This is a genomic window from Rhodococcus sp. 05-2254-5 (genome assembly GCF_002258575.1).
Lineage (GTDB): Bacteria > Actinomycetota > Actinomycetes > Mycobacteriales > Mycobacteriaceae > Rhodococcoides > Rhodococcoides fascians.
The window spans coordinates 18,045-28,899 of the sequence record NZ_NOZG01000002.1 but is presented as its reverse complement, the minus strand read 5'-3'; the positions used below and the strand labels follow the sequence as shown (position 1 = coordinate 28,899).

General features: G+C 65.8%; 14 protein-coding genes and 1 tRNA gene. 6 read left to right on the top strand and 9 right to left on the bottom strand.

Translation table 11 applies throughout. From position 1 onward, the window contains the following. The first annotated feature begins 374 nt into the window (after positions 1-374). Positions 375-1,058, top strand: coding sequence for a hypothetical protein (locus CH278_RS01145; RefSeq protein WP_052074110.1), 684 nt, complete (start codon positions 375-377; stop codon positions 1,056-1,058). 30 nt (positions 1,059-1,088) lie between these two features. On the opposite strand, the gene CH278_RS01140 is transcribed toward CH278_RS01145, so the two are convergent. Further along, on the bottom strand, positions 1,089-1,847 hold the full coding sequence (locus CH278_RS01140; RefSeq protein ID WP_032390895.1) for a TetR/AcrR family transcriptional regulator: 759 nt from the start codon (positions 1,845-1,847) through the stop codon (positions 1,089-1,091). An 83-nt stretch (positions 1,848-1,930) separates the two neighbouring features. Here CH278_RS01140 and CH278_RS01135 point away from each other — a divergent pair. From CH278_RS01135 to CH278_RS01120, 4 genes are all read left to right on the top strand, one after another. Then, a tRNA-Leu gene (locus CH278_RS01135) sits at positions 1,931-2,012 on the top strand. Between the two features lie 71 nt (positions 2,013-2,083). Next, positions 2,084-2,743 carry a maleylpyruvate isomerase family mycothiol-dependent enzyme gene (locus tag CH278_RS01130; RefSeq protein ID WP_094621190.1) on the top strand — a complete coding sequence of 220 codons (660 nt, stop codon included), beginning with the start codon at positions 2,084-2,086 and terminating at the stop codon, positions 2,741-2,743. 89 nt (positions 2,744-2,832) lie between these two features. Beyond that, a complete protein-coding gene (locus CH278_RS01125; RefSeq protein WP_094621189.1) occupies positions 2,833-3,234 on the top strand; it encodes a transcriptional regulator in 402 nt (133 codons plus the stop codon). Next, the gene (locus CH278_RS01120; protein ID WP_027497662.1) at positions 3,231-3,584 is read left to right on the top strand and encodes a DUF3817 domain-containing protein; all 354 of its coding nucleotides are present in this window, start codon (positions 3,231-3,233) and stop codon (positions 3,582-3,584) included. The genes CH278_RS01125 and CH278_RS01120 overlap by 4 nt, the downstream gene beginning before the upstream one ends. A gap of 2 nt (positions 3,585-3,586) precedes the next feature. Here CH278_RS01120 and CH278_RS01115 read toward each other — a convergent pair whose 3' ends face one another. From CH278_RS01115 to clpS, 8 genes are all read right to left on the bottom strand, one after another. Beyond that, positions 3,587-4,396, bottom strand: a complete 810-nt coding sequence (locus CH278_RS01115) for an esterase/lipase family protein (RefSeq protein ID WP_032368387.1) — start codon at positions 4,394-4,396, stop codon at positions 3,587-3,589. Between the two features lie 2 nt (positions 4,397-4,398). Beyond that, positions 4,399-5,013: an RdgB/HAM1 family non-canonical purine NTP pyrophosphatase gene (rdgB, locus tag CH278_RS01110; RefSeq protein ID WP_032368388.1), complete on the bottom strand. Its 615-nt coding sequence runs from the start codon at positions 5,011-5,013 to the stop codon at positions 4,399-4,401. After that, positions 5,006-5,791 carry a ribonuclease PH gene (gene rph, locus CH278_RS01105; RefSeq protein ID WP_027497665.1) on the bottom strand — a complete coding sequence of 262 codons (786 nt, stop codon included), beginning with the start codon at positions 5,789-5,791 and terminating at the stop codon, positions 5,006-5,008. The genes rdgB and rph overlap by 8 nt, the downstream gene beginning before the upstream one ends. Before the next feature lie 21 nt (positions 5,792-5,812). After that, entirely contained in the window at positions 5,813-6,571 is a 759-nt protein-coding gene (locus CH278_RS01100; protein WP_027497666.1) for a cyclic nucleotide-degrading phosphodiesterase, read from the bottom strand. A 112-nt stretch (positions 6,572-6,683) separates the two neighbouring features. Further along, positions 6,684-7,265: a rhomboid family intramembrane serine protease gene (locus tag CH278_RS01095; RefSeq protein ID WP_371828161.1), complete on the bottom strand. Its 582-nt coding sequence runs from the start codon at positions 7,263-7,265 to the stop codon at positions 6,684-6,686. Positions 7,266-7,365: 100 nt separating this feature from the next. Then, positions 7,366-8,451 (bottom strand): P1 family peptidase, encoded by a 1,086-nt coding sequence (locus CH278_RS01090; protein WP_094620987.1) that lies wholly within the window; start codon positions 8,449-8,451, stop codon positions 7,366-7,368. A 9-nt stretch (positions 8,452-8,460) separates the two neighbouring features. Continuing rightward, positions 8,461-9,030, bottom strand: coding sequence for an oxidative stress transcriptional regulator AosR (aosR, locus tag CH278_RS01085; RefSeq protein WP_027497669.1), 570 nt, complete (start codon positions 9,028-9,030; stop codon positions 8,461-8,463). A gap of 44 nt (positions 9,031-9,074) precedes the next feature. After that, positions 9,075-9,434, bottom strand: a complete 360-nt coding sequence (clpS, locus tag CH278_RS01080) for an ATP-dependent Clp protease adapter ClpS (RefSeq protein WP_228139244.1) — start codon at positions 9,432-9,434, stop codon at positions 9,075-9,077. 150 nt (positions 9,435-9,584) lie between these two features. Here clpS and CH278_RS01075 point away from each other — a divergent pair, with 150 nt between their 5' ends. Continuing rightward, positions 9,585-10,841, top strand: a complete 1,257-nt coding sequence (locus CH278_RS01075; protein WP_230592146.1) for a nicotinate phosphoribosyltransferase — start codon at positions 9,585-9,587, stop codon at positions 10,839-10,841. Positions 10,842-10,855 lie beyond the last annotated feature (14 nt).

Below are 10,855 nucleotides of genomic sequence, written 5' to 3'. Positions count from 1 at the left end.
ACAGGTCTCCTTCGCGCTGCTCCAGGTTGACACAAAATCATGAGGAAATCCTCAGGTTTGCTCGGACGTCCGAGTGCTACCAGCGAGTACGTCCGCGCAAGCGCCTTTACTTTTTGTTTACCCAACTGGCGAGTAACCCGCATCGACCCTGGCGGGAGACTCGACGGCGACGGCAAAACATGAGGGAACCCTCGCATTTTTCGTTATCTTTTTGTGATGTGATCTCGAGCACTCCGTCAGCGTCCGGTGACCTGTCGGTGGGGTCGTCTAGCTTTCTCCTACGAACCGCATCCGATAGGGCGGTCGACGAACTCCGGGGGGAATTCATGTATTCATCGGTTACGGACACTTGCACGACGGGCGAGCTCGAAGCAATGCTGTCGCACATCGAATCGTTTGCCTCGCAATCGAATTCGCCGCACTGGACACCGGGGTGGCGCGGCGAATCCGAGGCGGCGCTACTCGACGCGATCTTCTCCGCGCGCGCCCCTTACGGAGGACCGACCAGTGGGGTGCGAGCGGTCATCGGACGGTGGCGGTCACACCGCGGCGATAACCGACTCGACGACTTGACAACCCTTGCAGAACTGACTTCGGATCCGGATCAGCTCGTGCAGATCCTGTCCAACCGTCAGCTCGTTCCAGGAAACAGCCGAACCAAGGCGGCGGCAGCCGCTGTGGCAGCGCAGACGCTGATCGCGTCGGGGTTGAGCCGTTCGACCGATTTCGAGCAGCACACGAAGGAACATTTCGATGCGTTCCGCGCGATCCCTGGCCTCGGCGAGACCACCTGGGAGTGCATGCTCATGCATCTGGGCGTACGCACCGACAAGGCGACCGCACATCTGACCGCGTTCGTTGCCGACGCTCTCGAACCACTCCATCGAGACCTGGCCGCCGACATCGCCGAGGAGCGCTCCCCCGTAATTCTCGACGCCGTAGCGGACGCACTCCACGTCGATCTCGCCTCGCTCGAGCACGCGCTCTGGCGTTACCAGCACAAGCTGCGCAGGCCGCCGCAGCGTCACTCCGAGGCTGCGCTCCGATCGGCGAGCTGACTCTGCGAGATCATCACCTCTGCGAAATCATCACCTCTGCGAGATCATCACCTCGACGCCATCGAGGATGCACTCCACACCGAAACGATAGGCATGCACGGGGTCGCTGGCGGCGTCGTACGACGTCGCCGCGGCCGTCCCGATGCGGGACGACACCGGAAAACGCTCCCGCGTCATCACCCGCTCGATGACGGGTGCAGTAGCCGCCCACCACTGAGCGTCGGACATCCCCGACTGCTTCTTCACCCGATCGACCGCGGCCGAGGCCCTCGCGGTCCCCGAGACGTGAGTGAGAACCAGTGTCAACACCGAATCGATCTCGACGTCACCGAGCCCGGTACCGACGAGGGTGCGCAGCTCTGCCTCGTACTTGTCGTTGGTGTGCGGACCGAGCACCGGACGCGCACCGACGGCGTCGAGCAGCCACGAATGTCGTTGATAGAGTTCCCAATTGCGCTCGGCAACGAATCGCAACGCGGACCGCCACCCACCGGGAACCGATGCCGGCTCGTCGACGTGTGCGTACAGATCTGCCAGAGACCGATCGATCATCAGGTCCGTCAACTCTTGACGCCCCGGCACGTGGGTGTACAGCGACATCGCACCGACCCCGAGATGCTCGGCCACATTGCGCATCGACACCGACTCCAACCCGTTCGCATCGGCCATCTCGATGGCCGCGTCGACGATCGCGTCGACGCTCAGGCCGGTTCGGCTCGGTTTCGCGTCGACCCGCCACAGCAGTTCGAGGATGCGCGCCGGATCGAACGAGTTCTCCTTCTTCACCACCCGGCGAGCCTAATCGGACGTCGACGTGGCTCGAAGAACCGCGTCGCACGCACAGCAGCATCGGTTGTAGACTTCACCGGCACGCGCGAGTGGCGGAATTGGCAGACGCGCTGGATTTAGGTTCCAGTGTCTCAGGACGTGGGGGTTCAAGTCCCCCCTCGCGCACAACGGTCGTTCGACCCGGCTTTTCTCGAGACTCCCAGGTCTACCGGTTTCAACGTGTGAAGGTGGCTCGTATGTCCAGCGATCTCGATGACGACGCGATCTTCGCCGAAACTTCCGACGAACGACGCTCTCTCGCACGCACTTTCGACACCCTGACACCCGAACAGTGGGACACCCCATCGCTGTGCGACGCCTGGACGGTCCGCGACGTCGCCGCCCATCTCGTGGTGCCCCTGATCGTCCCGCTCTGGCAGTTCGGACTCGCCATGGTGCGCACTCGAGGGAACTTCGACCGCGCCAATCAGATGACGACCCAGAGAATCAAGCGCAAGTACGGCGACGAATTACCCGCGCTCCTGACAGCTCACGCAGACAAGAAGTTCACCCCGCCGGGCCACGGTCCGCTGGCCCCCCTGTCCGACGTCATCGTGCACGGGCTCGATGTGTGCAGGCCGCTGGGAATCGAGCACCACGTTCCCGAGCACCGCATGGTTACGATGCTCGACTTCCTGGTGCCGGAAAGCGGTGCGGCACCGTTCAAAGGACCCGATCTTCGACTGCAGTGGCGCGCAACCGATCTGGACTGGAGTCGGGGCGAGGGCCCCGTCGTCGAAGGATCGGCGGGCACCCTGGCGTTGGTGCTGACGGGGCGCAGCAGCGCTCTCGCCGACATCACCGGCCCCGGTGCCGAGCAACTTGCCGAAGCACGGGCGAACCGTCGTCGGTCGTGAGTCGCACCCGGCTCGTCCATGGTGAGAATCACCGGCCGACCACCCGATGTGACTACCTTCGGTAGTAGTCGCTCCGGTACCGTCGAGTGGTGACCTCATCCCGCCCGAAGCGTCGACCCGCGCTCATTGCGCTGGTGATCGTATCCGCGGCGGTGTGTCTCGGTCTCGGCTGGTGGCAGTGGGAACGCTTCGAGGCGGTCGGCGGCAACGGCCAGAACCTCGGCTACGCGTTCCAGTGGCCCTTGTTCGCGGCGTTCGTCGTCTACGCCTACCGCAAGTTCGTCCGCCTCGAAGACGAGGACCAGGACGAGCCCGAAGCCGGGCAGCCCGACGGACCGACCGAGGTCCCTCTCGATCTGCTCCCCCAGCGCCGCGCGGCAGACCCCGACGTCGGCGATCTGGACGACCCCGAGGCCAGGCAACTTCTCGAGTACAACAGCTACCTCGCGGAGCTGAACGAATCCCGCGGGACCGACAGGAGCACCACGTGAGTTCGGCACCGGACAAGACCAAGGCGTCCACCAACAAGACTCGGAAGATTGCGTCGGCGTTGCTGCGCTATCGCGTGCTCGCCTACGTCACCGGTATCTGGTTGCTCGTCCTCGTGACCGAAATGGTCGCGAAGTACATTTTCAAGGTCGAGAATGTGCCCAACTGGATTGCGGTAGTGCACGGTTGGGTCTACCTCGTATACCTGATCCTGACGATCGACCTTGCCATCAAGGTGCGGTGGCCGGCCGGTCGGACCATCGGCACCCTGCTGGCCGGAACTGTTCCGTTCCTGTCGTTCTACGTCGAACACAAACGCACCAAGCAGGTCAAGGCCGACTTCGGCGTCTGACGTCAGCAGGTGATCGGCTGTGCGTTCTCCGGATCCAGCGCGTTCTCCACCAGCCGCTGCGCCAGCGGATCGTACGAGATTCCTGTGTGCTCGACGACATTGCCGGGGCACACGTCCTGCAGCACCACGTTCGTATTTCCCGCTCCGGTAAGGAGCGACGCCGTGTACGGAACGACAACCTGGTCGTATCGAGTCACGATCGTCGTGTAATCGATCCCCGCGACTGTGTCGCTGCCCTCGTTCAACCGCTCGAGCACGTCGTCCTGCACCGGCGGACCGGCGGTCGGATAGTTCGGCGGAGACAGCGCCACTATGCGCGAGACGGTGCGATCACCGCCGAGGAAGCGGGCGTAGTAGCGCGGCACCGTCCCGCCCTTCGAGTGACCCACGATCGACACCCTCGATGAGCCAGTCGACTCGAGGACGGAATCGACGAACGTGGACAGCTCCGCGGCACTCTCGGGAATCGTTCCCAGCGCTCCCAACCCGGGCACCGGCCCGGTGTTGCCGTAGTCGAGTGCGAACACGCAGTATCCGGCGTCGACCAGGGCCGGTGACAGCGACGACCAGTTCGCGTAGGAGTTCTCCAGGAACCCGTGTACCAAGATGACCGGTTCGGGATGTCGAGCGCTGGGAACGCACGAGTAATCGTTCGCGCCCGCCGGCGTCGCACCTGGATGGGCCACCGAGTAGACCAAGGCCTCAGCGAACGATCCCGCGACCGGCGCTGCCGAAGCGGGGGTTCCCACCGAACACAAGGCAGCGGCAGCGAGCACGACCGTGGTTCTCGTCAACACTGCCCGCGCCGCCACGACTATCGCCCTGTCAACGCTTCGAGAGCAGGAACCAGCTTGCGCAGCGCGCGGCCGCGATGAGAGGCCGCGTCCTTTTCGTCCGGAGCCAACTGCGCGGCACTGCGGCCGTCCCCCTCCGGCACGAAGATCGGATCGTATCCGAATCCGTTCTCCCCCAACGGCTCTCGCGCTACAACGCCGCGCCACTCGCCGCGAACGACGGTCTCGGCTCCGCCCGGGACCACCAACGCACACGCCGACACGAAAGCCGCCCCGCGTCGTTCGTCGGGGGTATCGCTCAGCTGCGCCAGCACGAGCGCCGTGTTGGCCTCGTCCTGCCCGTGAGTTCCGGACCAGCGCGCGGAGAGCACACCGGGCATTCCATTCAATGCGTCGATTTCGATTCCGGAATCATCGGCGACGCAAGGCAACCCGGTTGCCGCCGCACCGTCGCGCGCTTTGGCCGCCGCGTTGTCCTCGAACGTCGCTCCGGTTTCGGGTGCCTCGGGAAACGGCGGCACCTCGTCGAGACCGACCAACTCGATACCCATGAGGCCGGCGGCATCGAGCACCCGGCGCAGCTCGCGCAGCTTCTTCGCGTTACGACTGGCTACCAGCAGCTTGGTGTCAGGCACCGAACTTCTTCTTCGTTTCTGCGGTGGCAGGCTCGGGCAGATCCCCCGGGTACGGCAACGCCAGCGCCTCCCTCTGCACCTCGAACAGCTTGTCGATACCGACGAACGCCGAGTCGAGGAGCTTGTCGAGGGTGGTGCGCGGGAAGGTCGCGCCCTCGCCGGTTCCCTGGATCTCCACCAGAGTTCCGGTGTCGGTCGCAACGACGTTCATGTCGACCTCGGCTCGCGAATCCTCTTCGTACGGAAGGTCGAGACGCACCCGGCCGTCGACGACGCCGACACTGACCGCGGCGATCATGCACGAGATCGGCTGCGGGTCGGCCAGGCGTCCGGCTGCTCGTAGGTAGGTGACGGCGTCGCTGAGAGCCACGAACGCTCCGGTCACGGCAGCAGTACGGGTGCCGCCGTCGGCCTGCAACACGTCGCAGTCGAGGGCGATCGTGTTCTCGCCGATCGCTGCCAGATCGATGCACGCGCGCAGTGAGCGTCCGACCAGTCGGGAGATCTCCTGAGTGCGTCCGCCGACCTTGCCCTTGACGGACTCGCGTCCGTTGCGCGTGTGGGTAGCAGCGGGAAGCATTGCGTACTCGGCGGTGAGCCAGCCCAGGCCGGATCCCTTCCGCCAGCGCGGTACGCCCTCCTCGACGCTGGCCGTGCACATCACCCTGGTGTTGCCGAATTCGACCAGCACCGACCCTGCCGGGTGAGTGGTGAATCCGCGGGTGATCTTGATGGTGCGGAGCTCGTCGTCCGCTCTGCCGTCTTCTCGTCTGGACACGACTCGAAGCCTAGCGCGTCGTCATACGGTGAAGGCGTCCCCTGGCTCGACGGCATGCACCGGTCCGCTGAACTCTGCCTTCGCCTCGGCTATGACATCCTCGCGAGACGTCCAGGGCGGAATGTGGGTGAGCAGTAGCTCCCCCACTCCGGCTTCCCGAGCGATGCGACCGGCCTCGATACCGGACAGGTGGACGCCCTCGGGCCGATCCGGGCTGTCGGTCCACGACGCCTCGCAGAGAAAGACATCGGCACCCTGAGCCAGATCCTGCACCGCCTGGCACATACCGGTGTCGCCGCTGTACGCGAATGTCTTTCCGCCACCGGTGGTGACCCGCATGCCGTACGACTCCGGCGGATGGAACACCTGCCGGGTCAGAATCGACAGCTGTCCGAATTCGATGGTCCGGCCGTCCACCCAGCGGCGTAGATCGATGGTGTCGGACATGTCGTCGATCTGACCGCCGCACTCGGCCGACGCCACTCCGAGCCGAAACGCAGTGTCCTTCGGTCCGTAGACGATCGCCCGCCCTTCCGGCGGGTTCGGATGGTAGCGACGCCACACGAGCAGACCGGGAACATCGAGGCAGTGATCGGCGTGCAGATGCGAAAGCAGAACGCTCACGTCACCCGGATCGACATAACGCTGCAACGCCCCGAGGACGCCGGGCCCGAAATCGAGAACGACCGGCGCGGTCTCCTCTTCTTCCAGGAGGTAACCCGACGCGGGTGAATCGGGTCCGGACACACTGCCCGAACATCCCAGGACGGTAATTCGCATGTAAGCCATGCTGCCACGCCGAGCGCGTCACTCGAAACGTTCGGGCAGTATTGACCGCGCGAGTCGGCGAATTTCACGCCCGAACACAGCTGTGCTCGCGGTTACCTACCGCCTACGGAGTGGGACGATCGAGTGCTCTGGCGCGCGCTCTGTCGGCCCGAGCGTCGGCGGACAGCAGTCGAGCCGCGACGACCCCACCCACCGCGCCGAACAGATGACCCTGCCAGGAGATGCTCGGATCGCTCGGCAGCACGCCCCACAGCGCGCTGCCGTACAGCACGAACACCACGACCCCGATCGCGAGCTGGCCTAGGTGGCGGGTGAAGAATCCACGAACGAGCAGGTACGTGATGAAGCCGAAGATCAGAATCGACGCGCCGATCGTGTTGCTGTAGGTGCCGGCCGTGAGCCAGGTACCTACGCCGCCGATCACCCAGACGATCCCGGTGGCAGCCAGACCACGCGCGATGCCCGAGAGCAACACCAGGAATCCGAGCACGATCAGGGGAACCGTGTTGGCGATCAGGTGCTGCCAGTCATCGTGCAGCACGGGCGCGAACAGGATGCCCCACAAGCCGTCGGCGGAACGAGGCTCGATACCGTTCTGCTCGAGCCGGGAACCGCTCGCGACGTCGATGATCTCGATGATCCACAGCAGCGCCACGAATCCTCCGACGAAGACGGCTGCCTGCATCCACGCGGGCCGCTCTCGCTCACCGGGAAGCTTGCCGGTCTCACTCATGATCGCCTCCAACCTCGGTCTCTCCACGGTACCGGTAGCGGCTACCTGCCGGTCAGAGACGCGACGCCGTGAATGCGGAGGGGAAGATCTGGCGATAGGTGGGGATGCCGGCCACCGAGGTGGCGTCGAGCAGGGCCCGGACGATGGCTCGCTCGACGACGATCGCCGCCGCTTCGGTGACCGCGGCCAGTACCGGTAGTTCCGGGGAGAATGCTGCGGGCACAGAGAGCTCGGCGGTGACGGCCCTGGTGCCCGTGGACACGGCGAAGACGGTGTCGCCGTCGAGTGGCGAGTGCGCAGGCCGGATGGCCCGCGCGAGTCCGTCGTGACCCGCGACGGCTATTCGCTTGCACGACGCCGACGACAGCGGCGCATCCGTCGCAACCACGCCGATCGTGGTGTTCAGAGCAGTGGCCTTGGGTTCGAGCGCCGCCGCGGTCCGCACCTCGTCGACGTCGGGATTGCGCATGCCGAAGTCCGCGGGCCCCAGTGTGCCGGTGCCCCACAACAACCCGGTGCGCGGATCGAACACCGCGCCCACAGGGTTGACGACCATCAGAGCTGCGACCGTCACTCCGTCGGCCGGACCGCCCTCGATCACCGTGCTCGCGGTGCCCACCCCACCTTTGAGCACGCCGGCGCGAGCACCGACTCCCGCCCCGACCGATCCCGTCGCGAACTCGGTCGCCGCCGTGGCCGCAGCACGGTAGCCGAACTCCGCGGTGGGGCGCGCGGCCCAGTCGCCGACCGGAAGGTCGAAGATCACCGCAGCCGGCACGATCGGCACGACGTGAGCCGGACTGCCCATCGGGATGCCTTGTTCGTGCTCTTCGAGCCACCGCATGACGCCGTCGGCGGCCGCAAGCCCGTACGCACTGCCCGCGGTCAACAGGATGGCGTCGACCTGCTGAACGGAATGGCTCGGATCGAGCAGATCGGTCTCGCGCGTTCCCGGTCCGCCGCCTCGCACGTCGACGGCCGCCGTCGCCCCACCGAGAACGCGCACCACAGTGCAGCCGGTGGCCGAACCGAACCCCATCGCGGCGTCGTCGTCGAGTTCGTGATGATGGCCGACCAACAGACCTGCCACATCGGTCAAGCAGTCTCGGGGCCCGGGTTTCGAGAAGGCTGCGGTCACGTCGGCACCCTAGGGAACGAGGACCTGGACGAGGGAATCCTGCATCCAGGTCAACCAGTGATACACGTCCAGATGGGGAGCACGAGGATCGCCCTCGTCGAGTACGTCAGGAGTGTCTGCACTGATGCCCAGTGTGGTCCCGAGCGCCAGCCTCACGTCGTTGAGACCCGTCAACCACGCGTCGGCCTGTTCCTGGGTGAGCACGATCTTTCCGCCGGAATCGGGCAGGGTCGCGAGGATCACTGCCCCGGCAGCCAACTTCTCGTCGATGATCTCGGGCTCGTGCAACCCGCGGAGGGCACCGTTCAGATCGGCCGGATCCTGATCGTCGTGTTCGGGATCGGCGCGGTGGAAGTCCGGCAGCAGCCGAGCCAGCGCTGCATCGTCCGGCGGGCTGTTGTGGCCGGTACGCAGCCCGGTCAGCGCAGCGAGCTCGTCGGTAGGTGCCGCGGCGGAACGATCGCGTAGCAGGCCGAGAACGGATGCGACCAGGGACTTGAGCACCGCCGCCTCACGAGCGTCGATCTCGGACTTGATCTTGACCCCGGACAACGAATTTCGTCTCGTCCACGTGCGCACTGTCGGTGATGTCCTTCTCTGACGTAGAGGTGGCGAACTGCTGACTACTTGTCCTGCTGCATGGTGGCCCACAGGCCCGCCGCGTGCAGCCTTTTGACGTCGTTCTCCATCGCATCGCGCTCGCCGCTCGACACGACCGCCTTGCCCTCGGAATGCACCTGCATCATCAACTCGGTGGCCTTGGCCTTGCTGTAGCCGAAGAGCTTCTGGAACACGTAGGTGACGTAGTGCATCAAGTTGACCGGGTCGTCCCACACGATGGTGACCCACGGAGTGTCGTGCGCTTCGTCGGCAGCAACGGCCTCGGTTTCGGCCGGCACCGCCTGCGGCGACGCCGCCGCGACTTCGAGTGCCGAGAAGCCGTCCACGGGCAGAAGCGATCCATCCACCGTCAACCAAGGCATGGCAACAGGGTACGGCGTGTCGGGCCGACCCCACACGTTCGCCCCTGCGCTCGTAGTGTGATCGAGGTGAGCAATGACGCGACCACCGATCACACGCTTTCCAGCGACGGAGCCAGCACTGCACTGCTGACCGACCAGTACGAGTACACGATGCTGTCCGCGGCCCTGGCCAGCGGCTATGCAGACAGACCGTGCAGTTTCGAGGTCTTCGCCCGCAGGCTACCCGGCGGCCGCCGATACGGCGTCGTGGCCGGCACCGAGCGCATTCTCGACGCCGTCGATCGCTTCCGATTCGGCCCGGACGAGCTGCGTGTCGTGTCGAAGTTTCTCGACGCCGACACCGTCGAGTGGCTGCGCAACTACCGCTTCACCGGCGACATCGACGGCTACCGCGAGGGCGAGCTGTACTTTCCCGGCTCCCCCGTCCTGACGGTCCGCGGCACGTTCGCCGAGTGCGTGGTCCTGGAAACCGTGGTGCTGTCGATTCTCAATCACGACAGCGCAATCGCCTCTGCGGCAGCGCGCATGGTCGCCTCCGCCGAGGCCAGGCCGATCATCGAAATGGGATCGCGGCGCACCCACGAGGAGGCGGCGGTCGCGGCATCGCGCGCGGCCTACTTGGCCGGCTTCACCGCGACGTCCAACCTCGAAGCAGTCCGACGCCACGGCGTCCCCGGAGCAGGCACATCGGCCCATTCGTTCACGCTGCTGCACACCACCGCCGACGGCCCCGACGAGAAGGCCGCTTTTGCCGCTCAGGTCCGAGCGCTCGGGGTGGGAACGACACTGCTGGTCGATACCTACGACATCAAGCAGGGCGTGGCCAACGCGATCGAGGTGGCCGGTCCGGAGCTCGGCGGTGTCCGCATCGACTCCGGCGACCTCGGAGTCCTCGCCCGTCAGGTCCGCGCCCAATTGAACGCTCTCGGTGCGCCGAACACGCGGATCGTCGTCTCCGGAGACCTCGACGAGTACGCGATCGCCGCGCTGCGTGCCGAACCCGTCGATTCGTACGGCGTCGGCACGTCGCTGGTCACCGGTTCGGGCGCACCGACAGCAGGAATGGTCTACAAGCTGGTCACCGTAGACGGCATTCCCGTCGCCAAGCGCAGCAGTCACAAGGAATCGCGCGGTGGTACCAAGGCAGCGCTGCGGACCGCGCGTGGGACCGGTACGGCAGTCGAGGAAATAGTGCACCCGTTCGACGCCGCCCCGACGGTCGAGGACGGTCTGACGGTGGAGACGTTGACCACGCCGCTGATGCGTGGCGGCCGGCGCGTCGCCGATCTACCGACCCTCGCCGAGGGCCGGGACCTCCTCGCGCGACGCCTGGTCAGCCTGCCGTGGGAGGGGCTCGCCCTGTCCCAGGGCGAACCGGCGATACCGACCCGGTTCGCCCTGGGCTAGGGGCGGTGTCGGTG